The organism is Polaromonas sp., assembly GCF_039932935.1.
In the GTDB taxonomy this organism is placed as follows: domain Bacteria; phylum Pseudomonadota; class Gammaproteobacteria; order Burkholderiales; family Burkholderiaceae_C; genus Polaromonas.
Window position 1 is genome coordinate 185,444 of the sequence record NZ_JBDTPB010000034.1, and the last position, 24,641, is coordinate 210,084.

Below are 24,641 nucleotides of genomic sequence, written 5' to 3' on the forward strand. Positions count from 1 at the left end.
CCTGTCTATTTGCGGATGCGGGCGAGTTCGGCGGTGTACAGCTTGACGATGGCCGGGTCATAGGCGGCAATGAAGCGCTCGACCACTGGTTTGGCCACCTGCCGCATGCACGCTTGCTCGGCCACGCTCAATTCGTTGTACTGCATGCCCTTGGCCTGCAGCTCGCCCACGGCTTTTTGGGCCGCGGCGCGGCTGACCTGGCGCTGGTAGTCACGGGTTTCCGCGGCGGCATCGTTCATGATTTTTTTCTCAACCGGCGAGAGCTTGTCCCAAAACCGCTTGCTGACCAACACGATGTTGGCGGCATACACGTGGTTGGGGGCACTGACATATTTCTGGATCTCGTAGAACTTGTTCGACTGGATCACGGCGAAAGGATTCTCCTGGCCATCCACCGCTCTGGACTCCAGCGCGCCGTAGAGCTTTGCGAACGGCATGGGGACCGGTTTGGCCTTGAATGCCTTGAAGGTTTCCAGGAGCACCGGGTTGGGAATCACGCGAATCTTCAGGCCGTCCAGGTCTTCCGGTTTGGTGATGTGCCGTTTTCAGGATCACGAAACCCAACCATGAGCAGCCTGCTGGAAAGAAGCTTTAAAACCCTGGAGCAGCTTGCTGCGCATCCAGAGGGGCAACCGTGTCGATGATTGCCGCCGCGCTGGAGATGCCACTGAGCGCTACGCATCGCTTGCTCACCGAGCTCTGCCGCTGCGGATATGTAAGGCAGGTCAGGGAGCAAGGCGAATACGTGTTGACCATCAAACTCGTGTCGCTGGGTTTGGGGTTTTTGAGCGCCTCGGGCGTGGTGGACGTTGCCCAGCCCTTGCTGGACAGCCTGGCCGAAGAGTCCTGCGAGCTGGTGCGGCTGGCGGTGGTGGACGGCGACGATCTGACCTTCGTCGCCAAGGCGCAAGGCGCGGTCTGCGCTATGACCCTGACATGGGTTTGTCAGTCCGCTTGTCCTGCAGTTCTGCGGGGCATGCGTGGCTGTCGACCATGACCGACGAAGAGGCGCTTCAGCGCGTGGCCAGGCAAGGCTTCGGCATGCCGAAGGATTTTGGCCCCAAGGCGCCCACCACGGTGAAAGCCTTGTTGGGCTACGTGCATGCGGCGCGCAAGCGCGGGTTCGCCACGGTGCGGCGAGCAAGGCTTCGGCGATGTTCAAGAAGCGGGCCTAGCGTCGCCGCTGGCTGCCCGCTACGGCTTTTTCCGGTAAGCGTACCAGGCCGCGAACGCGGTGAAGACGCCGATGATCGCGACGATCACCATGAAGCCATGGGGATAGTCGGCCAGCGGGACACCGCCCACGTTCATGCCCAGCAGGCCCGCCACGATGTTGATGGGCAGCGCGAGCACCGTCACCATGGTCAGGATGAAAACGCTGCGGTTGGTTTCTTCGCTCACCTGGGCGGCGATTTCTTCCTGCAGCAGCTTGATGCGCTCCTTGAGTTCCGACATGTCGCGTATGGTCAGCGAGAACTCTTCGGTGGCCTGGCGCAGCTCTTCGAGGTCGCGCTCGCTGATCCACGGCGGCGGCAGGCGCAGCAGGCGAAACAGCGCGCCCGGTTCCGGCGCCAGCAGCCGCTGCAGGCGCACCAGCACACGGCGCAGCCTGCCTAAATCGGCGCGGCGGTTGTGCAGCCGGCCCACCAGGAATTTGTCCTCCACGACGTCCACCTGGACGGTCGCATCCCGCACGATGCGCACCAGCACGTCCCCTTGCTCGCGCAACAGGTGGTTCAGGAAAGACACCGAGGACTCCAGCGGCTTGCCGTTCTTCACGGCGTCGCGCATGCGGTCGATGGAGCGCAGCGGGTGCGAGCGGGCGCTCAGCGCCATGTGAGGCGCCACGTTCAGCCACAGGCTGGACATTTCGGCGGGGTCGAAGGCGAACTCGTAGGCCACGTCGTTGACCACGGCAATCAGCGTGTCGTGGGCGTCTTCGATGCGCGTGGAACGCGAGCCCTCGTGCAAGGCCTCAAAAAACCCGGGCACCGCGTTCAGGTGTTTGCGTATGCTCGCCTCCGCCGCGGCATCGCTCAGGTTGAAGTGCAGCCAGACAAAGTCGGCCTTGCCCTTGGGCAGCTCGCTTTGCAGCCAGGCGGCCGCCTCCATGAGATCCACCGGCACGCCGGGCGCGCCGTTTTCAAACCGGTAGCCGCAGAGCAGGCCGGTCCTGTCGGCGCCGTAAGTGATGTCCATTCAGGAATATACGTGAGGTAGTCGACTGCAACAGAAGGAACCGAAAAACAAAAAAAAGTGCCGGTGCCCGGCTTGCCGTCTCATGCGCGGGCGGCCCTTCAGTGTGTTGGCGGCGTGTGACGGTTCAGTGACAGGGCGGCCGGCCGGTGCGTGCCGGACTTCCAGTTCCCAGGAAAACGATAACGCAAACCCGTTGCCGGTGCCGGCCGGGGCGCTTCTACCGCCAAAGCGGCGGGGCCGGTGTCGGAGAAGCCGGCCACGAGGGGCGCGAGCTGTGCGAAATTGGCGGTGATCTGCGGGCACACCCAGTGGCGCACCCAGAGCGAGATCGCGACCCTGGGATCACCGGCGCGCAGGCTCGCGATAAAACGGTCGTTCTGGAAAAAGCGCTCGACGCACAGCTCCACCAGCGGCGTCGCTTCATCGGCGATCCAGTCCAGAAAGTTCGGCGAAATCTCGAGCCGGCTGGCTTTCACCAGGCTGACGACCAGCTCATCCAGCGCCGCCACCGCCAGGAGCTGAACGCCCTGTGGGGACATGGCGCCGCGCACGGCGGGTGGAGAGAGGAGGCTTGGCATGGCGGGCAGGGCAGGAGAAGGGGGACGCAGAGAGGAGGGGACCATCTTGCCGTTGCAAGATGACACTGCCGTGTCTTTGCCCTGGGCGGGGTATTTTTTTCCGCTGGTGAACGCCTTTGGGCTTGTTGGTTTATTGCTCCGATGGCAGCAGCATGGCAATGCGCTCCCTCAGGCCGTCGGCGCGCTCCGGGCCCGCCAGCTCTTCCACATTCAAAATGATGTCGCGGGCAATCGCGATCATGGATTCACGGGTCCGCGCCTCGCGCAGCTGGTCCCGGTAGTGGTTCGCCATGGCCGGCATTTTGCGCACGAACATGCGCTCGCAAATATCAAACAAAAACATCCGCGTCGTCGCCAGGGAGCGCTTGCCGTCAAAGTTGTCCGCGCCTTTGGCAGCAGTGTCGTTGGGGGGCGGCGCTTGCGGCTCAGGCTGGCCCGTCGCCGGGCCGGTGTGCTGAAACGCGAGAACGGTGGCAGCCGGATCAATGAGAGGCTCCGCCAGCAGCAGATACCCGACCCCAATGAGTTTGCGCAGGATGCCGCCGTCGTCCTGCAGCAGCGCCTGCACTTCCGCGTGTGTTCTCTGCCCATCCGCCAGAAACAGGGCGCTGCGCTCGCGCAGATTGAGCACCCGGGTTTTGGCTGCCAGTTCGTCCCTGGCTTTGTCGGACCGATAGAGCGTCATGCGGGCCTCACGAGACTCATGTTGTAAACAGGCGTTCATCGTAAGAAGCCTTGATGTCCTGGCCGTGACACGCGCGCGGCGCGCGGGTTCTGCCCTTGCACCCGTGAAGCGCCGCCACCGCACCGTCGCCGCACCGGCACCGGCCGCGAAGGGCGTCACAAGTATTTCGTTACTTTTGGCTGTTCACGATAGACAACGCCGTCATGGCGCCGACATAATTTTGAGGCACCGCGCAGGAGGTCGGAGTCTCTTGCGTGCCCATTGATTCGCCACCAGGAGTTCATCCGTGAACGCGATTAAAAAAGCCCGCAGACTCATTGCCAAAGACCCCACGACCCCGGAGGCCGCCGCGCTGGCGCGCCTGGTGCGCGCCCTCGAGTCGGATGAAAAATTCGAGCTGTACGATCTCTACCAGCTGGACTACGACACCTTCGATCTCGCGATCGACATCCTCAAGGAATGGCGGCTGGACCGCTATTACATGGGCAAAGCCAAGTTGCACGACCTCGCCGTGCAAGTCAACGAACTCTGATTCGTTGACGGCGGGTGGGCCATCCACCCGCGTTCTGACACCCTGATCGCGCACGCATGTCATAAGGCGGTCATGTTGGGCGGCTCCAATGTAAACGATTACATCAGGAGTTCGAGTGAGCATTCAGGCGGTGGCGAACCAGGCGGGCGTGTCGGTGGCAACGGTGTCGCGGGTCTTCAATGCGCCCGCCAAAGTGACGCCCGAAACCCGCGCGCACGTCGAGCAGGTCGCGCAGGCGCTGGGTTACATGCCCAACGCCAGCGCGCGCACCCTGCGCACGCAGCGCAGCCGCGTGCTGGGCGTAGTGCTGCCCACCTTGCTCAATCCCGTGTTCGCCGAATGCCTCGAAGGCATCGCGCGCTCGGCCACGCGCGCCGGTTATGCCATCCTGCCGCTGACCACCGACTACCGCATCGAGCAGGAAGAGCAGGCCGTCAACCTGCTGCTGGCCGGCAATGTCGACGCCATGATCCTGGTGGTCTCCAGCCCCGAGACCTCCAAGGCCCTGCAGCGGCTTTGCGGCGCGCAACTGCCTTATGTGCTGGCCTACAACCGGCATGCCGGCCATCCCTGCATCTCGGTGGACAGCGAGCAGGCTGTGTCGGAACTCGTTGTGCGGCTGGCCGGCCTGGGCCATCGCCGCATCGCGATGGTCAGCGGCCAGCTCAGCGCATCGGACCGCGCCCAGCAACGCTGCCGCGGTTTTCTGAAAGGCATGGAGGCCGCCGGGCTTGCCGACCCGCAGGTGCTGGAAGTGCCTTTTGTTGAAACCGCCGTCCGCGAGATCACCGAACTGTTAAACCGGCAGCCGCGCCCCAGCGCCTTGATCTGCTCCAACGACCTGCTGGCCATCCGCAGTCTGCGCGCGGCGCATCTCGCGGGGCTGGCGGTGCCGCGCGACCTGACGGTGGTGGGCTTTGACGGCATTGCGCTCGGTGAAGACCTCACGCCCATGTTGAGCACCATCACCCAGCCCAATGCCGACATAGGCCGCTGCAGCGTGGAGCTGCTGGTGCAGGCGCTGACCGGCGGGGCGGCCTTGACGTCCGACAGCAGCCTCACCTTGGCTTACGGTTTTCGCAAAGGCGAATCGTGCGCGGCGCCTTCATTGACCTCTTGATCCCTGCCTCACTTCTCCTTCGACTTTCTCCTTCGACTTTCCATTTCACTTTCACTTCACAACGGAGTTCCCATGAAAACATCCCTGCAACGACTCGCCCATGCCGCGGTGCTGGCCCTGGGCCTGGCCGCCGGCGCCAACGCGCTGGCCCAGACCGCCATTTGCTACAACTGCCCGCCAGAATGGGCCGACTGGGGCAACCAGCTGAAAGCCATCAAGGCCAGAACCGGCGTCACCGTGCCGCCCGACAACAAGAACTCCGGCCAGTCGCTGGCGCAGATGACGGCCGAGAAGGCCAACCCGGTGGCCGACGTGACCTACCTGGGCGTCACCTTCGCCATCCAGGCGCAAAAAGACGGCCTGGTCGGCAGCTACAAGCCCGCCGCCTGGAGCGAGATTCCCGACGGCCTCAAGGACCCGCAAGGCCACTGGTTCACCATCCATTCGGGCACGCTGGGCTTCATGGTCAACGTCGACGCGCTCAAGGGCAAGCCGGTGCCGCGCTCATGGGCCGACCTGCTCAAGCCCGACTACAAGGGACTGGTCGGTTACCTCGATCCGGCGTCGGCTTTTGTCGGCTACGTGGGCGCGGTGGCCGTCAACCAGGCGCGCGGCGGCACGCTGGACAACTTCACGCCCGGCATCGACTACTTCAAGGCGCTGCAGAAAAACGAACCCATCGTGCCCAAGCAGACCTCGTACGCGCGCATGCTGTCCGGTGAAATTGCCATCCTGCTCGACTACGACTTCAACGCCTACCGCGCGAAATACAAGGACAAGGCCAACGTCGAGTTCGTGATTCCCGCCGAAGGCACCATCGTGGTCCCCTACGTGATGAGCCTGGTGGCCAAGGCGCCCAACGCCGACAACGGCAAAAAAGTGCTGGACTTCGTGCTGTCCGACGAAGGCCAGGCCATCTGGGCCAATGCCTACCTGCGCCCGGTGCGTGCCAGCGCGATCTCCAAAGAAGCCCAGTCGCGCTTCCTGCCCGCCAGCGAATACGCCCGAGCCAAAAGCGTCGACTACGCCCGCATGGCCGCCGTGCAAAAAGGCTTCTCCGACCGCTACCTGAAAGAAGCCCAGTAAGCCGGCTTTGCATTGACGCCCACCCATGAGCACGTCCACCTTCGCGCCCTCGCGCCGCCTGCTGCTGGCCTGCGCGGCGCCGGCGATCGCCTTCTTCGCGGCCTTCTGGCTCTTGCCGGCGCTGCGGCTGCTGGCCCTGCCGGCCGGGCTCGGGTGGGCCACCTACTTTGTGGTGCTGACGAATCCCCGCTACTGGCAAAGCCTGCTGCAAACCCTGGGCCTGTCGCTGGCGGTCACAGGGGTGACGCTGGTGCTGGGCGGCCTGGTGGGCATCACGCTGGCGCGCACGCGCTTCGCGGGGCGCAAGCTGCTGCTCTCGCTGCTGGCGTTGCCGCTGTCGTTCCCGGGCGTCATCATCGGCTTTTTCATCATCCTGCTGGGCGGCCGGCAGGGCCTGGTGGCCGACCTCGGCGACGCGCTGGGCTTGGGCCGCATCACCTTTGCCTACGGCCTGGCGGGGCTGTTCCTCGGCTACCTGTATTTTTCGCTGCCGCGTGCCATCGTCAGCTACACCGCCGCCGCCGGCGCCATGGACCTCCCGCTGGAAGAAGCCGCGCGCTCGCTGGGCGCGTCGCGCTGGCGCGTCGTGTGCGACGTCTGGCTGCCCGAACTCGCGCCCACCACACTGGCCTGCGGCGCGATGGTGTTCGCCACCGCCATGGGCGCCTTCGGCACGGCCTTCATGCTGGCCAGCAAGTTTGAAGTGCTGCCCATCACCATCTACAACGAATTCACCAACTATGCCAACTTCGCGCTGGCCGCCAGCCTGTCCATCACGCTGGGCCTCATTACCTGGCTGGTGCTGTTCCTCGCGCGGTGCGCCGCCGGCCCCGCCGCGGCGGGAGGCTGAAGCATGAGAACCCCGCGCCAGGTCTCCCCATTGCTCATGCTGCTGACGGCGTTGGTCGCTGTCTTCATGCTCGCGCCCATCGCGCTCTCGGTGCTCGCCGGCCTCGTCAACAACTACAGCGCCGGCCTCAAGAGCGGCCTCACGCTGCGCTGGCTCGGCGAAGTGTGGGAGGTGTACGGCGGCACGGTCGCCGCTTCGCTGCTGCTGGCCCTGCTGTGTGTGCTGGGCAACCTGCTCATCGGCATCCCCTGCGCCTATGCGCTGGCCCGCAGCCGCTCCCGCGCCGCCCGCCTGTTTGAAGAGCTGCTGACCCTTCCCGTGGCCGTGCCCGGCCTGGCCACCGCGCTGGCGCTGATCCTGGCCTACGGGCAGATCGGCGGCTTTCGCCAGAGCTTTGCCTTCATCCTCGTGGGCCACATGGTGTTCACGCTGCCCTTCATGGTGCGCACCGTGTCCTCCGCTTTCCAGCAGCCCGAACTGCACGCGCTTGAAGAGGCCGCGCGCACACTGGGCGCCGGCTTCACGCAGCGCTTTATCGGCGTGCTGCTGCCCGCCGGGCTGCCCGCCATCGTCGCCGGCTGCCTGATGGTCTTCACGCTGTCCGTCGGCGAGTTCAACCTCACCTGGATGCTGCACACGCCGCTCACGCGCACGCTGCCCGTGGGCCTGGCCGACAGCTATGCCTCCATGCGGCTGGAAGTCGGCTCGGCCTACACCCTGGTCTTTCTCCTTGTCATCCTTCCCGTGCTGTGGGGCCTGCAGGCCGCCGGCACCCTGATTGAAAAACACCATGCAAGCTGAACGCACGCGCGTGGACATCGTCCAGTGCGCCAAAACCTACGCCGACGGAACCCGCGGCCTGCAAGCCACCTCGCTCTCGGTCGAACCCGGCGAGGTGCTGGCCTTGCTCGGTCCCTCCGGCTGCGGCAAAACCACGCTGCTGCGCCTGGTCGCCGGGCTGGAGGCGCCCGACGCCGGCAGCCGCATCACGTTCGGCGACACCGACGTCACCCACCTGCCCGTCGAGCGGCGCGGCATCGGCATGGTGTTCCAGCACTACGCGCTGTTCCCGCAGATGACGGTCGAGGCCAACATCGCCTACGGCCTGCGCGTGCGCGGTGCGGGCGAGGCCGAAAAGCGCCGCGTGACTGGCGAGCTCATCGACCTGGTGCGCCTCAACGGCCTTGAGAAAAAACGCCCGACCGAACTCTCGGGCGGCCAGCGCCAGCGCGTGGCCCTGGCCCGCGCCGTCGCGGTGCGCCCGCGTGTGCTGCTGCTCGACGAACCCCTGACCGCCCTCGACGCCAAGCTCAAGGAATCGGTGCGCGACGAACTCGCCGGGCTGCTGCGCCGCCTGCACATCACCGCCATCCACGTCACGCACGACCAGCAGGAGGCACTGGCCATTGCCGACAGGCTGGCCGTGATGCAGGCCGGCCGCATCGTGCAGGTCGGCCACGGCGAGGCGCTTTACCGCGCGCCCAGCCATCCTTTTGTCGCCAGCTTTTTGGGTCGCGTCAACCGCCTTGAACGGAGCGAGGCCGCCCGCGCCGCCCACGTCGTCAAGGTCGGCGACATGGACATCGCCTGCCCACAGTCCTGGCATGCGCAGGACACCGTGCTGGTGCGGCCCGAAGACATTGAAGTCGGCGAGGTCGCGGTCGGCTGGGGCGACGCCGTGGTGTCGCAGCGCGTGTTCCTCGGCGACCGTATCCAGCTCAAGCTCATGCTGCCCGACCAGACCAGCGTCAACGCCGAAGTCGGGCGCGACCACCCCGCCTGCATGGGCGACGCCGTCGGCATCCGCATCCAGCCCCACCACCTCATGCCCGGCAGCGAACTCGCCACCTAGCCGACCCGCCCCCTCATGACCACTTCACTGCTGCAACTCTCAGACCTGCACATCCGCGAACCCGGCCGCCTGGCGTACGGCCGAATCAACACCGCGCCCTACCTGGTGCAGGCCATCGCGTCCATCCTCAGGCTTTCGCAGCCGCCTGATGCCGTCGTCATCACCGGCGACCTCACCGACTTCGGCCGCGCGGCTGAATACGCGCACCTGCGTGAGCTGCTGGCTCCGCTGGCCGTACCCGTCTACCTGATGCCCGGCAACCACGACGACCGCACGCAACTGCGGCAAAGTTTTCCGGGCCACAGCTATCTCGGAAAAGAGGCGTTTGTGCAGTACAGCGTCGCTGTAGGCGCGCTGCAACTCATCGCCCTCGACACCGTGGTGCCCGGCGCCAGCGAAGGCAGCTTGTGTGAAAAAAGATTGACCTGGCTGGCCCGGGAGCTGGAAGCGCAGCGCGGCCGCCCCGTGGTCATTGCCATGCACCACCCGCCCTTCAAGACCCTCGTCGGTCACATGGACGACATAGGCTTGCTCAGCGGCGCGGCCGAACTCGAAGCGCTGGTGAGCCGCTACCCGAACGTCGAGCGCATTGTTTGCGGCCACCTGCACCGCTCCATCCAGGTGCGCTTTGGCGGCACCCTCGCCGCGACCATTCCCTCACCGGCCCACCAGGTCCGCCTGGACCTCGCCCCCGACGCCGCCTCGGCATGGGTGCTGGAGCCGCCCGGGTTTGGGCTGCATGTGTTGCCCGATGGCGGGCGGCTGGTCAGCCACACCGTGGCGAGCGGCATGTATGACGGACCCTTTCCTTTTCATGAGGGGGCGGCGTTGATCGACTAGCAAGCCTGGTTTGCAAGTACGGTGGACGCTTCACACAGTTGTGATGCGTGTGGCTGATGCGGCCAGGGCCTTGGCCTCTTCATATGGCAAATCAGATGGGGACGTGTAAGTCATTTAATCATCCAAAGATAGTTGTTAATGAGGGTTTTAAGTGAGAGAGGCCATGGAGGCTGTCAGGGAAGGACTCACGTGACCGGGCGACGGCGGATCCCTACGTTACTCAGGCGCCGGGCAGGCCGGGCGAATCCGCGTCTTTTTGACGACACCGGCCGGTGTGAACAGAATCACCAGTTCCGCATGGGCCGTCATGGGCTGGGAAGTTTTTTGGCGATAGACCCATACCTCGGGGTCCCGATTGGCCTTGGCTGCAATCGTGACCTGCGGCAGCGTGGCCGCGCCCAGGCAGCTTGCAAGGGCGGCCGGGAGGATAAGCCACGTGGCGGGGGGATAAAGGCGGGCTTGCATGACTCCTTCCATTCACTTTCATCGGCGGTTTGCAGCAGCTAGAGATGAACGTGGAGCGTGATCGTAGGGTGCGCAAAAGGGTTGTGGTGTAGGACTGCTCCAGCAGTGCTGGCGCCGAATCTGGCGGGTCTCAGTAGCGTTGCGCAGGTGCGTATGGGAAATTCTTTGCTATCAAAACAGGAGCTGCTCGCGTACATTGTGATTGGGCTACAGGCACGTTCTGCTTCGAAATAGGCGATGTTGAGGGGTTTCAGGGGCGCACGAAGGTAATTTTGGCGGACGAGACTCGTTCCAAGTCATGTTTCAGGCATTAAATTGGCCGTCAGCCCAATCAGGGTGAGCGCGAGAAGCTATGAAATAGATAGCAATGGCAGGGCGGCTGCAAGGCAAGCCGCGGCCTGCCCCCGCCTACTCCGCGGGCTGCGTGGCAACCAGCGCGTTGAAGTGCAAACTCCGCTGAACTTTTTCGCCCGACCTCTGTCTGATTGCTTTTAACGGAGGGAACCCCATGGCTTTTGCCCACAACGACCAACTCACTTCACGCGCGCTGTCAGTCCTGCGCATTGTTTCTGCTTATTTGCTGATTCAGCATGGCACGGCCAAGCTGCTGGGCTTTCCCCACGTCGCCTATTTCGATGGCTTGCAGGTGTTGTCGCTGATCGGCTTTGCCGGCATTCTGGAACTCTTTGGCGGTGCGCTGTTGCTGATCGGTTTGTTCACGCGCCCTGTGGCGTTTGTGTTGTCGGGCCTGCTGGCGTTTGCCTATTTCATCGGCCATGCGTCCAAGGGCTTTGTGTTGTCGCCCATGCTGAATGGCGGCGAATCGGCGGTGCTGTTCTGCTTTGTGTTTTTGTTCTTTGCCGCTGCCGGCGGTGGTGCGTGGAGCGTGGACGCGCTTCGTTCGCGGAAGTAAGACATCAGCGTCAGGCGGCGAGCCTCAGGCCACGCCGCCAGCCAGCGCCGGCTGACGTCATGCTCATGCCAGCGCCTCAGGCCCGAAGGCCAGCCCGTCGAGCTTGTCGGGGTTGCGCATGATGTAGATGTTGGTGGCCTTGCCTTCGTCGTTGTAGGCGAAGGTGATGGCCGCGGCGATCTCGCCGTTCATGCGCAGCTGGATGGCGCGACCGCCATTGATCTCGCAGGGCAGCCATTCGTAATGGGCCCAGTAGCGGGCCAGTTGCGTGGCGATGAGGGTGAGCACGCTGCCTTTGCCCTGGAAGATGCCTTCCACCGAGGCGACCTTGCCGCCGCTGTCGGCGCACAGGGCAATGTCATCCGACAGGAGGCTGGCGAGCGCCTTGGTGCTGCCGGCGGTAATCGCTTCGCGAAAGGCGGTGAGCAGGTCGTCCTGCACCTTGGGCGCCGTCACGTGCCGCACTTTGCCCTGGGCGATGTTGGTGCTGGCGCGCGAGACCAGCTTGCGGCAGGCGGCTTCCTCCATGTCCAGCATCTCGGCCACCTCGGCATACGGCGTCTCGAAAATCTCGTGCAGCAAATATGCGGCGCGCTCTTTGGGCGTGAGCCGCTCCAGCAGCAGCAAGAAGGCCATGCTGAGCGATGAAGCCAGCAAGGCGTGTGTTTCGGGCGTGTCTTCGGTGCGGGTGTGGATGGGTTCGGGCAGCCAGGTGCCGACGTAGTCGACCCGGCTGCGTTGGGCGTCGCGCAGCATGTCAATGCAATGGCGCGTGCAAACGGCGGTCAGCCAGGCGGCCGGCGTGGCAATAGTGGTGTGGTCGGCGGCCAGCCATTTGATGAAGACGTCCTGCACGGCGTCTTCGGCATCGGCCCGTGAGCCGAGGATGCGATAGGCCAGGCCAAATAAATGCCTGCGCCTTTCTTCAAACACGGCGGTTGGGTCGATGCTCGACATGGTACGTGTGCCTAAATCTTGCTGTTCAGTGTGCCGAGACCTGTGTGCGGTTCCACAGGTTGATCATGCCGATGGTAGCGGTCAGCGCGCCAATTTCCTTGTCGGTGAAGGACGTACGCAAACGGCCGCGCAGGCTGGCGTAGTCGGTCTTGTGGTCGAGCACCGTCAGCGCCTCCGTCCAGGCCAGGGCGGCTTTCTCGGCCTCGCTGAAATCGTTGACGTGGGCCCAGACAATGAGGCGGTCCAGCCGGTCGTTGCTTTCGCCGTCTTCACGGGCTTCGCGCAGGTGCATCTTCACGCAGAAGGCGCAGCCGTTGATTTGTGAGGCGCGCAGATGCACCAGATGGTGAAGCTTTTTGTCCAGGCCGAGGTTGTCGATGGCTTCGCGCACCTTGAGCAAGGCGGGAATGACATCGGGCACAACGAGGTCCATACGGACGGGGGCGGTGTTGGCGGCGGTAGCTGTAGCCGTAGTGGCAGTCATGGTGTTTTCCTTTAAAGGTTTAAAAGTTGGGTGTCACACCGTATTGACGGCCCAGCCATTCCGTTTGTGACACTGCCTCTCAAAAAGACCAAAAAAAAGCCTGAACCCCGGGGGATTCAGGCGATGGCGGCGCGCTGGCCCGGTGCGTGTTGGCTGGGCGCGGATTAACGGGCGAACGTCAGCATCTTGTTCATGGTCGAGTAATCCAGCTTGGGGCCCAGCAAAGGCGACAGGTCTTGCTTGAGCAGCGCCTCGACACTGGTTCTGGCGTGCTCATACGCCACCTGAAAGGGGGAAGGGCCCACACTGACGCGGCGTGCGCCGGCCGCTTGCAGCGCGGCGATGGCCGGCAGCCCGGGCATGGCCATTACGTTCAGCGGCAGAGTGATGGCGGCGCTGATTTCTTCCACCTCAGGCAGGGCCGTGAGGCCGGGCACAAACGCACCGTCGGCGCCGGCCTCCTGGTACAGCTTCAGACGGGCAATGCTGGCCTGGGCCGGCGTGCCGTCGACTTTGAGTTTGCGCAGGTAGACATCGGTGCGGGCGTTGATGAAGAGCGGCTTGCCCTTGAGTGCGCTGCGTATGGCGCGGATTTTGTCGGCCAGCAAGGCCGGGGCGTCGCTGCCGTCTTCGAGGTTGATGCCCACGGCGCATACGTCCACCAGTTCGGCGGCCAGGCGGCCCACCTCAGCGGGGTCCTGGCTGTAGCCATCTTCCATGTCGACGGTCAGCGGCACTTTCAAGACGCGGGTGATGCGCGCGACCGCGTCCAGCAGTTCATCGGGCGGCAATGCGCCGCCATCGGCATAGCCGCAGGCCCAGGCAAGCGACGCGCTGCTGGTGGCAACGGCCTTCGCGCCGGAGGCCTCAAAAATTTTGACGCTGGCGGCGTCCCACGCATTGGGCAACAGCAAGACGCCGTGAGGCGCCTGGTGAAGCTGGACAAACTGCTGGTGATGAAGGGCTTGCATGGTGGCTCCGTTGTTGTGCTGTGGATGTGCTGGAGAAATTGAACCGCACAGCTTAGCAACATGGGCCGAAGCGGCTGGCCATTTCCGGACCTTTCCTGTCCTATATCCCTACCGCCCTGTATCTATTGCCCGCGGAACTCGACCTCAAACCGGGCCAGGCCTGCGTAGTCGAACTGTGTGCGCTTTCCCATGGGCAATGTGAGCACGCCAGCGTAAGAGCCCGTGATGACAGCCTGCCCGGCCTGAAGGCCTACGCCGCGTTCACGAAGGAAGTTGGCCAACCAGTACAGCGGCGCCCGCGGGTTGCCGTCGGGGTGCCGCGCATCCGCCGTTTGTGCAGGGCCGTCCGCGATGTGCCAACTGAGCTGGAACGCCGCCGCATCGGGCGCGCTCAGTGCGGGCCCCAGCCACAGGCCGTTGTTGACGATACCATCGGCCAGCAGTTCGGCAAACGGCAGGCCGGTGTGGTCGGTATAGCGGCTGGCGCAAATTTCCAGCGCAGCGTGAACGGCGCCAACAGCCGCGTCTACCTCGGCTTGGGTGTAAGGCTGCTCACGCGGTGGCAGGTCCTGGGCCAGCACAAACGCGAGTTCGGGTTCTACCGCCACCGTGTCGGCACCGGCTGGGAAGGGCACGGCGCAAATGGCCGCGCGGCTGATCGTGGGCTGGTAGATGGGCGCGGCCACCAGTTTTCCGGCGCTGGGCAGGGAGGCCTTCCAGCCGCCCACCGCCTGGCCCAGCTGGCGGGTGACTTCCTGCTGCACCTGCCAGCCGGCTTCCAGGTCAAGCGGACGAAGGGCTTCGAGCAGGCGCGGGCCCTGTTTTACGGCGCGCCGCCTCGCTATCAATTCAATAGCTGCTTGCGCTTGTTGTTCGCGGGCTGGAGGCATATTTGGCTTAAAAATAAGGTGAGATGAAGGGTCGGGTTGCCGGCCTGGCAGCGCGGCACCGTTGACCTGCAAGCTTGCTTGCGTGAGTGTAGTAGGCTGGCCGCGGCCAAGGGGGGTGGAGTCCTTGTACTATTGACAGCTTCAAGCGCATTTTTGCGCTGTCCTTTTCTGCAAACCTGTTTCAACACCATGAAAAATCTCCTGAGCCCTGCTTCCACTTTGCCTGTTGATGCCGCCGACGCCTTGCTGGTGGGGCGCGTATGGATGGAGGGTACCGGGCCGGTGCTGGTCCTGGTGACACCCGATGGCGTGTACGACCTTTCCCGCGTGGCGCCCACGGCTAGCCAGTTGCTCGAGTTACCCGATGTGGCCAAAGCGGTTCGCGCCGCGGCGCCGTCGCTGCCGCGCCTGGCGGGCACGGCTGAGGTGCTGGCCAACTCCGCAGCGGATGCGCATGACCCCAAGCAGCCCTGGCTGCTGGCGCCTTGCGATCTGCAGGCGTTGAAAGCTTCGGGCGTGACTTTTGTGGAGTCGATGCTGGAGCGCGTGATTGAAGAGCAGGCAGGCGGTGACGCCAGCAAGGCTGACGAAGCGCGTAAAGCCGTGGTCAGCGTGATCGGCGAAAACCTGGGCAGTATCAAACCCGGCTCGCCTGAAGCCGCCAAACTGAAAGACGTGCTGATCGCCCAAGGCATGTGGTCGCAGTACCTGGAAGTGGGCATCGGCCCCGATGCGGAAATTTTTACCAAGAGCCAGCCGATGAGTGCTGTCGGTACCGGCGCTGAAGTGGGCATACACCCGCACAGCCACTGGAACAACCCTGAGCCCGAGGTCGTGCTGGCCGTCAACTCGCGCGGCGAGACGGTGGGCGCGGCGCTGGGCAACGACGTGAACCTGCGTGACTTCGAAGGGCGCAGCGCACTGCTGCTGGGCAAGGCGAAGGACAACAACGCCTCGTGCGCCATCGGCCCCTTCATTCGTCTGATCGATGAACACTTCACCATCGACGACGTGCGCAGCAGTGACCTGAGCATCGTCGTGACAGGCCCTGAAGGCTTTGTGATGAAGGGCGGCAGCTCGTTGAAAAAGATCAGCCGTGACCCGCTGGACCTGGTGGCCCAAGCCATTGGCGAAAACCACCAGTACCCCGACGGCTTCATGCTCTTCCTGGGCACCATGTTTGCGCCCACGCAAGACCGCCACGGCCCCGGCCAGGGCTTTACCCATGTGGTGGGCGACGTGGTGACGGTCGCGACGCCGCAGCTCGGCAGTCTGGTGAACCGCGTCACGACATCCGACAAGGCGGCACCCTGGACTTTCGGCATCTCGGCCCTGATGAAGAGCCTGGCCAAACGCAAGCTGCTGTAAGAAAAAGATCGGTGACGGGATGATGCATACCTCTGCACTGGTGCTGTTTTCTGGCGGGCAGGATTCCACCACCTGCCTGGCGCAGGCGCTGTCCAAATACGAACGTGTCGAGACCGTGGCGTTTGACTACGGCCAGCGCCACAAGGTGGAGCTGGAGGCACGGCTCAACGTGCTGCGTGAAATCAAGACGCAGTTTCCGCAGTGGGCGCCCAAGCTCGGTGAAGACCACCTGCTCGACCTGGCGGTGCTGGGGCAGGTCAGCGACACCTCGCTGACGCGCGACGTCGCCTTCAAGATGGAAAGCTCGGGCCTGCCCAACACGTTTGTGCCGGGCCGCAATCTGCTGTTTCTGACGCTGGCGGCCGCGCTGGCCTACCGGCGAGATTTGCAGGTGCTGGTCACCGGCGTTTGCGAAACCGACTTTTCGGGCTACCCCGATTGCCGCGACGACACCATGAAGGCCATGCAGCTGGCACTGTCGCTGGGCATGGACAAACGCTTTTTGATCGAAACGCCGCTGATGTGGATCGACAAGGCCGACACCTGGCGGCTGGCGCATGACATCGGTGAAAAATCCGGCGAGCCCAACGGCGGTGAAGCGCTGGTGAACCTGATCGTGGAGCACACCCACACCTGCTACCTGGGTGACCGCGTGCATCGGCATGCATGGGGTTATGGCTGCGGCACGTGCCCGGCGTGCGAATTGCGGGCCCGGGGGTACGACCGCTACGTGGTAGCGGCCTGAGCTTCTTTGTCCTTCCCCTCTGGGCTCTGGGATAGGGGGATGGAGCTGTTTGATATGGTCGACAAGGAGATGGTGGGACGCCGCTGGCCCCCATCCCCACCTTCCCCCAGCGGGGGAAGGAGTCAGATTAAGCCGGGGCTCACATCCCGTAGTCGCGTTCCACTTTCGCGATCCGGGTTTTGTAGTGCGTGTACCAGTCGCTGCGACCCGTTTGCTGCGCTACCAGGTGCTCGGCATTCATCTTCCAGGCTTTGATGGACGCCAGGTCTTGCCAGTAGCTCACCGTGATGCCCAGGCCTTCGCGGGCCGATTCGATGCCCAGAAAGCCCGGTTGTTGCGCAGCCAGGGCCGCCATGCGGTCGGCCATGTCACCGTAGCCCTTGTCGCCTTCGGTTCGCAGTGATGTGAAGATAACGGCGTAGTAGGGGGCGGCGGGTGTGGTGGCGATCACGGGGGACTCCTGGTTGATGTTAAAAAATCCGGCTATTAGCCACGACCGGGCGGCTCGACCACGCTGCGAGTGACCAGCGGTGGTTCTTCGCCCAGGTGAAATCCGAGTTTGCGTTCGCGCAGCGCCACGTCGCTGGCCGTCACGCGGTCGAAGCGGCGCAGATGTTCCGTCCATGACTCGTCAATGATCTGCTCGATGTAGTGGCCGGTCTTGTTGACGTCGCGCAGAAGCTCCCATTCAAGCGCACCCTGGCGCAGGCGGCTGCGGCGGCTTTCCTGCATTAGCGCGCGGAAATCGTCGGCGCGCACCGGGTCTATCTGGTAGTGAATCCTTACCACCACGCGGCCCACCCCGGGCGGTGCCTCGGCCACCGGGGCCTTGAACTGGCGGGACGGGGTCATGTCTTCCTCGATGCTGAGGTCGGACACCAGGTACTGCGCCACCATCATCACGATCGAGCCGCTGGCAGCGGCCACCAGCAGGCCGGTGGACACGCTGGTGAGGCCCGCCACGTGGCCCCACAGGGCCGCACCCGATGCGCTGGCGCCCATGATGGCCATCTGGTACATCGACATGCCGCGCGCGCGCACCCAGTCGGGCAGGGCCAGTTGGGCCGACACGCTGAGCGAATTGGCGCAGGTGATCCAGGCCATGCCATTGAGCAGCATGGCCGGCACGGCCACATACACATTCGGCGCGAACGCGATGATGGCCATGGAAACGGATTGCAGCAGGGTGGACCGCATCACCAGCACATCGCGCGGCATCAACTGGCGCAGCCGCGCCAGGTTCAGCGCCGCGACAATGGCGCCCGTACCCATGGACGCCAGCAGCAGCGTGAAGGTGCCGGCATCGCCGCCGTGCAGGCCCCGCGCCACCAGCGGCAACAGTGCCAGCAAAGCGGTGGAATGAAAAAAGAAGATGGCCACGCGGACCAGCACCGCACGCAGGCGTGCCGACTGGCTCACAAACTGCAGGCCGACGCGCATCGCGCTGACCAGGCGTTCACGCCCCAGCGGGCTGGGCGCATGGTCGCGCCGCCAGCGCATGATGACAAACCCGGAGATGACCGACAGCAGGGCATTGAGCACAAACACGTATTCGGTGCCGGCCCCGGCAATCAAGGCGCCGGCAACCAGCGGACCGACGATGCGCGACGCGTTCATCGACACGCCATTGAGCGCCAGCGCGGCAGGCAGCTGCACGCGCGGCACCAGCTCGGGCACGATGGCGGCAAACACCGGCCAGCGCATGGCCAGGCCCACGCCGTTGGCAAAGGTCAGGGCCAGCAAAAGTGGCGGCGTCATGACATCCGAGATCACGGTGATGCAGAGCAATGTGGCCACCACCGCCACCCAGAACTGCGTCATGATGAAGTAGCGGCGCCGGTCCAGGATGTCGGCCAGGGCGCCACTGGGCAGGCCCAGCAGGAATACCGGCAAGGTGGACGCCGACTGCACCAGCGCCACCCAAAGCGGTGACGTGGTCATGGAGGTCATCATCCAGGCCGCCGCCACATCGTTCATCCACATGCAGATGTTGGCGACCAGCCAGGTGCTCCACAGCATGCGGAACACCGGGCGCTTGATGGGCGCCCAGGCGGAGAGGTCTGCGGTTGCGGGCGGCTGGGCGGGTCTGGCGGCTTCTTCCGGCATTCAGCGCGCTTCCTGTGCGGGACCTTCGTTGAGCCGGTACAGCGCCGGCGAACCGTCGGGCTGCTTTTCAAATTCCCAGCGCTTGTTGTGGAAAGCTGCCACGGTGGAGCGATGAGCGATCGACACAATGCCGCCGTTCACCGACTGGACGTGTGCCAGCAGCTTTTCGTAAAGCATTCTTTCAGCAGCCTCGTCAAGCGCGCTGGTGGCTTCGTCAGCAAAAATCCAGCGGGGTTTTTTGAGCAATACCCGGGCAATCGCCAGGCGTTGCTGCTCGCCGCCAGACAGCTTCTGGCTCCATGCGTCTTCCTCGTCCAGCCGGTTAGCCAGCTGTGGCAGAAAGACCTCTTCCAGCGCTAGCCTCAGCGCTTCATCGCTGTAACGTGCGGCGGGTTCGGGGTAGGCCAGGGCGTCCTTGAGGGGCCCATTGGGGAAATAAGGCCGCTGCGGAATGAACATCGCTTCGTCAGGCAGCGCGATGCTGCCGCTGGCGAAAGGCCAGATGCCCGCGAAGGCACGGAACAACGTGGATTTCCCGCTGCCGGAGGGGCCCTTCAGCAGGACATGATCGCCGGCGCCGGCATGAAGTGATGTGCTTGCCAGAAGAACTGCCCCAGTTGGCAGAGAGACATTGAGGTCGTGCGATTCGAGCACCGGGGAGACTGTTGTCAGTAACGCGGCGTTGTTTTTCGTCTGCGCCGTCATGCTGTCCTCAAAACTGGTCAGGCGGTCGGTGGTGGCAATCCATCCTGCAAATCCTGGAATGCCGGGGGGACTGCTGTAGTTGTCGATGAACCAGCTTAGGGAATCCTGCACTTTGCCAAAAGCGGACGAGATCTGTATGAGTTGTCCCAACTGGATGGCGCCGCTGAAAAATCGTGGTGCGGCCACAAAGAAAGGAAAGATGGTGGCCGCCTGGCCAAAAAAAGCGGTGAACCAGAGCAACCTCTTCTGCGCGCGTATCAAGTCTAAGTAGTTGGCAAGTAAGGTTGAAAATCGACCGTTCAGCTGGGTGCGTTCCACGGATTCGCCGTGGTCTAGCGCGATGGATTCGCCGTATTCGCGCACACGCACCATGTGGTGTCGAAAATTGGCTTCATAGCGTTGTTGCATGAAGTTGAGCTTGATCTGCGGCCTGCCTATGTAATGGGTGATCACGCTGCCAACCGCACAATACACAACGGCCGCCCAGACCATGTAGCCGGGGATGGAGTAGCTGTTACCGGCCAGCACGAATGAAAAGGAGCCCGACAGCCCCCAGAGGATGCCGACAAAGCTGACCAGTGTGACCACAGCATTCAGCAAGCCCATGCTGAGGGTGACGGTGTAGTGCGTAAAAAGATTCAAATCTTCTTGAATACGTTGGTCAGGATTGTCCGGGCTGGCGTTGGCTGCAGACTGTCCCTTGTCATGACCGGTTGTCGCATACCGCGCCAGCTCCATCTTGTAGAAGGCTCGATTGGAAAGCCAGCGGCCCAGATAGTCGCGTGTCATCCAGGCACGCCAGCGCATCTCAAGTACCTGGGTCAGATAAAACTTGTAAACCGCGATGATGATGGCGCCGAAAGCCAAATAAGTGAAGCGTCCAAGTTGTTGCCAGAACACTGGTTGGTCCTTGTTCTGGAGCGCGTCATAAAACACACGGTACCAGTCGTTGAATTGCACGGCCATGTACACCGTGCCCAGGTTCAACAGCACGATGGCCAGCAACAGGCCGCGCGCTTTCCATTTGTCTTCCGACTTGAAATAGGGCGCAGCCAGCGCCCAGACCCGGGCAACGAAAGCCCGAAAGGAGTGCAGTTTGGAAATAGACCCCGGAGCGGGAATGGATGGCGTCATTTTTTTAAACCGTGGGGTTGGAATTCAGGAAAGCTGGTTGGAAACACCGCTGGCCACATGGCCCGAGGGCACATGCTGTGAAGCGGAATGCACGTGGCCGGTCTGGTCGTCAAAGAAGAAGTCGGGCTCGAATTCGCGCAGGAATTCGCCTTTGGCGAGACCCCCCAGGAACATGGCTTCATCGACCTCGATATTCCAGTCCATCAGCGTGCGGATGGCGCGCTCATGCGCTGGGGCGCTGCGCGCAGTGACCAGGGCCGTGCGTATGCGCATGTGCGAAGTTCCCACCTGCTGCAGGCGGTGCAGGGCTTCCAGCAGGGGCTTGAACGGGCCTGCCAGCAGAGGCTGCGCGGCCTTGTCGCGTTCGTGTTGCTGAAAGGCTGACAGGCCCTGGGCCTGAAAGACGCGTTCGGCTTCGTCCGAAAAAAGCACTGCGTCACCGTCGAAGGCGATGCGTACTTCGTTGGGGTGTGCATCGCTGGCACGCACCGAATGCGGGTAGACCTGTGCTGCGGGCACGCCGGCCAGCAGCGCATCACGCACATCGCTCAGGTGAGCAGACAGGAACAGGTTGGCGTGCAGCGGCTTCAGGTAGCGCCAGGGCGCTTCGCCGCGGTTGAAAGTGCCGCGCTCAATCTTCAGGCCGTAGTGTTGGGCCGAGCGGAACACGCGCATGCCGGAAACCGGGTCGTTGCGCGAGAGGATCACGACTTCCACGCGCTGGGTGGGTGTTGTGGAACTGGCCGCCTCGCCGGCGCTTTCGGGCACTTCATTGAAGGCCAGCAGTTTTTTGACCAGCGAGAACGCTACGCCGGGTTTTGCGGGCACGTCGAGGCGCTCGAGCTGCAGCTTCATGTAGGCCGCGTCCTTTTTGGCGCCGGGCACAGGCTCAGCCGTCATGCCGGTTTCAAAGACCTGGTTTTCTTCTTCAAAGTCAAACAACGCGCGTGACGAGATCGCCACCACGAGCTGACCATCCAGAGTTGCTGCCATTGTTGATGCCTTGTTGTTGTCAGATCGCTTGGGAATACTGCTTTTTTGCGCTCAACGCTCGGCGCGGCACGACACCAGCAGACGCCGCGGAACTGGCTTTGCCAGGCCGCAAGCGTCGCCCCCTGCAAGGGGGGAAGGTGCTACGCGAAGCGAGCATCCGACGGGGGTAATTCTGTATTCTCCGCGGAACTGGGTTTGCCAGGCCGCAGGCATCGCCCCCTGCAAGGGGGGAGGCGGTTACACGCAGTGAGCAAGCAGCGGGGGTGTTCATATCAGGTCGAGTTTGCACCATTGTCCGTAGGCGGGTGCGTTTACGGGCCAGTCGCTGGCGTGACTGATCTGACGCACGCCGCGTGCAATCAGTTCCGTGGCGCGCATGACCCCCGCGTGTGTGATCCACAGCGTATCGTTTGGGCCCTGCAGCTCGTCAAAGGCCGAAGCCACGCGCGCCATGACCTGCATGGTGCTTTCGCCGTTGCCGCCCACGGCATGGTGCGCAAAGCCGTCGGTCCAGGCTTGCAGCTCGGCTGGGGCAATGTCTTGCCACGCGCGGCCTTCCCAGTTGCCGAAGTCCATTTCCTGTAGCCGCGGGTCAGTTTTATAAGCTAAATCGGGCCGCAGCCCTTGCAGGACGTGCGCGAGCTGCTCACATCTTTGTAGCGGAGAGCTGACGACGCGGGTTGCGGCGGGGATCAAAATGGCCAGTGATTTCGCGCATTCTGCGGTCGCCGCTACGTCGGCTGCGATATCCTGCCGGCCGTAGCAAATGCCGGGTTCAACCAGGGGTGTTGCGTGGCGGACGAGCCAGAGGTTCATTCAAAAGCCAGCTCGGAGCAGCGCAGTACGAAGCGAAAAGTGTGGAACCCCACTCAACCAAACTACGCTGCAAATGCCAGCCGGGGCCGCGGAACCGGCTTTGCCGGGCCGCAGGCGCAGCGCCCCCTCCGGGGGCAGCGCAGTACACGAAGTGACAAGCGTGGGGGCTTGTTTCATAAGCTGGCGGCGAGACCCAGGTAGAAAGCGATTTCGCAAACTTGTTGAGTCGCGCCGAGGCAGTCGCCGGTGAAACCCTCCAGGCGCCGCTTGAAGAGCCGGCCCATCCACAACAAGGCCAGCACGGCGAAGCTGCAGGCGACGATGAGGTTCATGACGTCGAGTACGAAGGTGGCCAGTGCCAGTGCGGCGAGGCACCAAGTAAAACCCACCAGCAGACTGCCAGAGGATATCTGGTCGGCCAGCGGCTTGGACTTGGACGTGGCGGTGTCGCCTGCATGGGGCAGCAGGTAAATCAGCAGCAGTGGCAGGCTGCGCGACACGATATGGCCGGTGAGCAGCGCGGCGCAGGCATACCAGCTGCCAAAAGGCGCTTCTTCCCAGTCGCCCCAGCCGGCGGGCACGCCTTCGACCGAGCCGAGTATGGCCAGCAGCGAGACCTTGCACAGCACGGCCAGCACCAGCGCCATGGCACCGAAGGCCCCCACGCGCGAGTCTTTCATGATTTCGAGCGCGCGGGTTTTGTCGTGGCTGCCGCCCAGGCCGTCGGCCACATCGGCCAGGCCGTCTTCATGAAAACCGCCTGTCAGCAGCACGGTGGCGGCGGTGGAAAACGCTGCGGCCACCAGCGGCGCGAAGGTGGTGTCGGGCAAAACCGCATGGAACAGGGCGTACACGGCAGCGCCGAAAAGGCCCACCAGAATGCCGACCCCGGGGAAGTGGCCGGCGCTGGCGCGCAGCAGCTCGGGGCTGTAGCCTACCCAGGCGGCCAGCCGCCCCGTGACCGGAATGCGGGTGAAGAACTGGACGGCGAGCAGGAACTCGCGGACAAACCGGGTAATGGATGTCATGCGAGGTCCATGCGTTTAGGCGTCTTCCCGGCCGCTCACGCCGGCCGAGTCGAAGCTGGCCATTTCGTTGAGGAAGCCCGCCGCCGATTGCACCAGCGGCCAGGCCAGCAGCGCGCCCGTGCCTTCACCCAGGCGCAGGCCGAGTTCAAGCAGGGGCTGGGCCTTGAGATGCGCCAGCAACAGGCGGTGACCGTGTTCGTTGCCCTGATGGCAAAACACCATGTAGTCCTGCACTGCGGGCGTCAGCGCTTGCGCGACCAGCGCGGCCGCGCCGGCGATGAAGCCGTCGACCAGCACCACGCGGCGCTCACTCGCGGCCTGCAGCATCGCGCCGGCCATCATGGCGATTTCAAAGCCACCCAAGGCAGCCAGTGCATCGAGAGCTTGCGTCGCGCCAGCGTGAAGGGCTAGCGCTGCCGCCAGCACCTGGCGTTTGTGTGCGAGTTGCGCGTCATCCAGGCCCGTGCCGCGTCCGGTTGCGTCCTCGATGCTGACGCCTGCCAGGCGGGCGAACAGCAGGGTTGCGGCGGATGTGTTGGCAATGCCCATTTCGCCGAAAGCCACGACGTTGCCGGGCAGGCTTCGCACGATGTCCATGCCCGCGTGCAACGCGGCCTGCGCCTCGGCCGGCGCCATGGCGGGCTCGTGGCGGGTGTTGCGCGTGCCGTGCGCGATCTTGCGCTGCAGCAGCTGCGGGTGGGCCGAAAAATCGGCCGCCACACCCGAGTCCACCACTTGCAGCGCAAAGCCGTGCTGGCGCGCAAATACATTGATGGCGGCGCCGCCGGCCAGCATGTTGCCCACCATCTGCACCGTGACGGCCTGCGGAAAGGCGGAGACGCCTTCGGCGGCAATGCCGTGGTCGGCCGCGAACACCACCATTTGCGGATCGCGTAGCGTGATGCTTTCCTGCTGCTGGATCAAGCCCAGCTGCAGCGCCAGGCTTTCAAGGCGGCCGAGCGCGCCCTGGGGCTTGGTCTTGTGGTCGATCTTGTGCCGTAGCTTTGCCTCCAGCGGGAGGTTGGCGGTGGGCTCAATCGCGGGCAGGCGGGCGGGCGGAAAGTCGGGAGCGTTCATCGGTAACTTGTTTGAGGCAGGCGGGGCAGAAGCACGACAGCGCGCTGCCTTCCGGTTGCGGGGTTCGTTCGGAGGGAACGGGTATGACGTGCGGCAGCTTGACACACCAGCATTCGGCGTCCCCCGCCACCATGCCGCAGCGCAAACCTGCGCCGCAGCGGGGGCACACCGAGGTGTTGGCCAAAGCCGGTATTGCCGAAGGTGTGTCCTGTGAGGTCATGGCGGGTAGGCTTTGTGGGCTCGGCAG

Annotated in this window: 26 protein-coding genes and 2 pseudogenes; 11 read left to right on the plus strand and 17 right to left on the minus strand. The window is 63.9% G+C overall.

Annotated elements, in window-relative coordinates; translation table 11 throughout:
* Positions 1–5: 5 nt before the first annotated feature.
* Positions 6–545: pseudogene (gene dctP, locus ABI546_RS05500) on the minus strand (TRAP transporter substrate-binding protein DctP); the annotation flags it as partial.
* Positions 546–566: 21 nt separating this feature from the next.
* Between dctP and ABI546_RS05505 the strand changes: the two are divergent.
* Positions 567–1,134, plus strand: a pseudogene (locus ABI546_RS05505) (IclR family transcriptional regulator); the annotation flags it as partial.
* Positions 1,135–1,194: 60 nt separating this feature from the next.
* Here ABI546_RS05505 and ABI546_RS05510 read toward each other — a convergent pair.
* The 3 genes from ABI546_RS05510 to ABI546_RS05520 all read right to left on the minus strand — a co-directional run bounded on the left by ABI546_RS05510 (position 1,195) and on the right by ABI546_RS05520 (position 3,462).
* The gene (locus ABI546_RS05510; RefSeq protein ID WP_348044889.1) at positions 1,195–2,199 is read right to left on the minus strand and encodes a transporter; all 1,005 of its coding nucleotides are present in this window, start codon (positions 2,197–2,199) and stop codon (positions 1,195–1,197) included.
* A gap of 98 nt (positions 2,200–2,297) precedes the next feature.
* Positions 2,298–2,777, minus strand: a complete 480-nt coding sequence (locus ABI546_RS05515; protein ID WP_348044891.1) for a hypothetical protein — start codon at positions 2,775–2,777, stop codon at positions 2,298–2,300.
* Between the two features lie 130 nt (positions 2,778–2,907).
* The gene (locus ABI546_RS05520) at positions 2,908–3,462 is read right to left on the minus strand and encodes a hypothetical protein (protein ID WP_348044893.1); all 555 of its coding nucleotides are present in this window, start codon (positions 3,460–3,462) and stop codon (positions 2,908–2,910) included.
* A 286-nt stretch (positions 3,463–3,748) separates the two neighbouring features.
* Here ABI546_RS05520 and ABI546_RS05525 point away from each other — a divergent pair, with 286 nt between their 5' ends.
* The 7 genes from ABI546_RS05525 (at position 3,749) to ABI546_RS05555 (ending at position 9,742) form a co-directional block, all read left to right on the plus strand.
* On the plus strand, positions 3,749–3,994 hold the full coding sequence (locus tag ABI546_RS05525; RefSeq protein WP_348044895.1) for a hypothetical protein: 246 nt from the start codon (positions 3,749–3,751) through the stop codon (positions 3,992–3,994).
* Positions 3,995–4,109: 115 nt separating this feature from the next.
* Complete coding sequence (locus ABI546_RS05530) at positions 4,110–5,114, plus strand: LacI family DNA-binding transcriptional regulator (RefSeq protein ID WP_348044897.1); 1,005 nt, start codon at positions 4,110–4,112, stop codon at positions 5,112–5,114.
* Between the two features lie 72 nt (positions 5,115–5,186).
* Complete coding sequence (locus tag ABI546_RS05535; RefSeq protein WP_348044899.1) at positions 5,187–6,200, plus strand: ABC transporter substrate-binding protein; 1,014 nt, start codon at positions 5,187–5,189, stop codon at positions 6,198–6,200.
* Between the two features lie 25 nt (positions 6,201–6,225).
* Positions 6,226–7,050 carry an ABC transporter permease subunit gene (locus ABI546_RS05540; RefSeq protein ID WP_348044901.1) on the plus strand — a complete coding sequence of 275 codons (825 nt, stop codon included), beginning with the start codon at positions 6,226–6,228 and terminating at the stop codon, positions 7,048–7,050.
* Between the two features lie 3 nt (positions 7,051–7,053).
* Positions 7,054–7,851: an ABC transporter permease subunit gene (locus tag ABI546_RS05545; protein ID WP_348044903.1), complete on the plus strand. Its 798-nt coding sequence runs from the start codon at positions 7,054–7,056 to the stop codon at positions 7,849–7,851.
* Positions 7,841–8,902, plus strand: coding sequence for an ABC transporter ATP-binding protein (locus ABI546_RS05550; protein ID WP_348044905.1), 1,062 nt, complete (start codon positions 7,841–7,843; stop codon positions 8,900–8,902). The genes ABI546_RS05545 and ABI546_RS05550 overlap by 11 nt, the downstream gene beginning before the upstream one ends.
* A gap of 15 nt (positions 8,903–8,917) precedes the next feature.
* On the plus strand, positions 8,918–9,742 hold the full coding sequence (locus ABI546_RS05555) for a phosphodiesterase (RefSeq protein ID WP_348044907.1): 825 nt from the start codon (positions 8,918–8,920) through the stop codon (positions 9,740–9,742).
* Between the two features lie 216 nt (positions 9,743–9,958).
* Here ABI546_RS05555 and ABI546_RS05560 read toward each other — a convergent pair whose 3' ends face one another.
* Positions 9,959–10,207, minus strand: coding sequence for a hypothetical protein (locus tag ABI546_RS05560; protein ID WP_348044909.1), 249 nt, complete (start codon positions 10,205–10,207; stop codon positions 9,959–9,961).
* A 508-nt stretch (positions 10,208–10,715) separates the two neighbouring features.
* Between ABI546_RS05560 and ABI546_RS05565 the strand changes: the two genes are divergently transcribed.
* Entirely contained in the window at positions 10,716–11,120 is a 405-nt protein-coding gene (locus tag ABI546_RS05565) for a DoxX family protein (protein WP_348044911.1), read from the plus strand.
* Between the two features lie 63 nt (positions 11,121–11,183).
* Here the strand turns inward: ABI546_RS05565 and sigJ are convergent, their stop codons facing one another.
* The 4 genes from sigJ to ABI546_RS05585 form a co-directional block, all read right to left on the minus strand.
* Positions 11,184–12,077 carry an RNA polymerase sigma factor SigJ gene (gene sigJ / locus ABI546_RS05570; protein WP_348044913.1) on the minus strand — a complete coding sequence of 298 codons (894 nt, stop codon included), beginning with the start codon at positions 12,075–12,077 and terminating at the stop codon, positions 11,184–11,186.
* A 25-nt stretch (positions 12,078–12,102) separates the two neighbouring features.
* Positions 12,103–12,561: a carboxymuconolactone decarboxylase family protein gene (locus ABI546_RS05575; protein ID WP_348044915.1), complete on the minus strand. Its 459-nt coding sequence runs from the start codon at positions 12,559–12,561 to the stop codon at positions 12,103–12,105.
* A gap of 164 nt (positions 12,562–12,725) precedes the next feature.
* Positions 12,726–13,532, minus strand: a complete 807-nt coding sequence (locus ABI546_RS05580) for an isocitrate lyase/phosphoenolpyruvate mutase family protein (protein WP_348044917.1) — start codon at positions 13,530–13,532, stop codon at positions 12,726–12,728.
* A gap of 122 nt (positions 13,533–13,654) precedes the next feature.
* A complete protein-coding gene (locus ABI546_RS05585) occupies positions 13,655–14,422 on the minus strand; it encodes a fumarylacetoacetate hydrolase family protein (protein WP_348044919.1) in 768 nt (255 codons plus the stop codon).
* A 189-nt stretch (positions 14,423–14,611) separates the two neighbouring features.
* On the opposite strand from ABI546_RS05585, the gene ABI546_RS05590 reads away from it, so the two are divergent.
* Together ABI546_RS05590 and queC are read left to right on the plus strand one after the other, a co-directional pair.
* Positions 14,612–15,790 (plus strand): fumarylacetoacetate hydrolase family protein, encoded by a 1,179-nt coding sequence (locus ABI546_RS05590; protein WP_348044921.1) that lies wholly within the window; start codon positions 14,612–14,614, stop codon positions 15,788–15,790.
* 22 nt (positions 15,791–15,812) lie between these two features.
* Positions 15,813–16,535, plus strand: a complete 723-nt coding sequence (queC, locus tag ABI546_RS05595) for a 7-cyano-7-deazaguanine synthase QueC (RefSeq protein ID WP_348044999.1) — start codon at positions 15,813–15,815, stop codon at positions 16,533–16,535.
* Between the two features lie 139 nt (positions 16,536–16,674).
* Here the strand turns inward: queC and ABI546_RS05600 are convergent, their stop codons facing one another.
* From ABI546_RS05600 to ABI546_RS05635, 8 genes are all read right to left on the minus strand, one after another.
* Positions 16,675–16,986: an antibiotic biosynthesis monooxygenase gene (locus ABI546_RS05600; RefSeq protein WP_348044923.1), complete on the minus strand. Its 312-nt coding sequence runs from the start codon at positions 16,984–16,986 to the stop codon at positions 16,675–16,677.
* Positions 16,987–17,021: 35 nt separating this feature from the next.
* A complete protein-coding gene (locus tag ABI546_RS05605; RefSeq protein WP_348044925.1) occupies positions 17,022–18,641 on the minus strand; it encodes an MFS transporter in 1,620 nt (539 codons plus the stop codon).
* On the minus strand, positions 18,642–20,480 hold the full coding sequence (locus ABI546_RS05610; RefSeq protein ID WP_348044927.1) for an ABC transporter ATP-binding protein/permease: 1,839 nt from the start codon (positions 20,478–20,480) through the stop codon (positions 18,642–18,644). It lies immediately after the preceding gene.
* A 24-nt stretch (positions 20,481–20,504) separates the two neighbouring features.
* Positions 20,505–21,473: a 5'-nucleotidase gene (locus tag ABI546_RS05615; protein ID WP_348044929.1), complete on the minus strand. Its 969-nt coding sequence runs from the start codon at positions 21,471–21,473 to the stop codon at positions 20,505–20,507.
* Positions 21,474–21,740: 267 nt separating this feature from the next.
* Positions 21,741–22,289 carry a histidine phosphatase family protein gene (locus ABI546_RS05620; RefSeq protein ID WP_348044931.1) on the minus strand — a complete coding sequence of 183 codons (549 nt, stop codon included), beginning with the start codon at positions 22,287–22,289 and terminating at the stop codon, positions 21,741–21,743.
* A gap of 173 nt (positions 22,290–22,462) precedes the next feature.
* The gene (locus ABI546_RS05625) at positions 22,463–23,317 is read right to left on the minus strand and encodes an adenosylcobinamide-GDP ribazoletransferase (protein WP_348044933.1); all 855 of its coding nucleotides are present in this window, start codon (positions 23,315–23,317) and stop codon (positions 22,463–22,465) included.
* A gap of 15 nt (positions 23,318–23,332) precedes the next feature.
* Complete coding sequence (gene cobT, locus ABI546_RS05630; RefSeq protein WP_348044935.1) at positions 23,333–24,394, minus strand: nicotinate-nucleotide--dimethylbenzimidazole phosphoribosyltransferase; 1,062 nt, start codon at positions 24,392–24,394, stop codon at positions 23,333–23,335.
* Positions 24,351–24,614, minus strand: a complete 264-nt coding sequence (locus tag ABI546_RS05635) for a cysteine-rich CWC family protein (RefSeq protein ID WP_348044937.1) — start codon at positions 24,612–24,614, stop codon at positions 24,351–24,353. The genes cobT and ABI546_RS05635 overlap by 44 nt, the downstream gene beginning before the upstream one ends.
* Between the last annotated feature and the right edge of the window lie 27 nt (positions 24,615–24,641).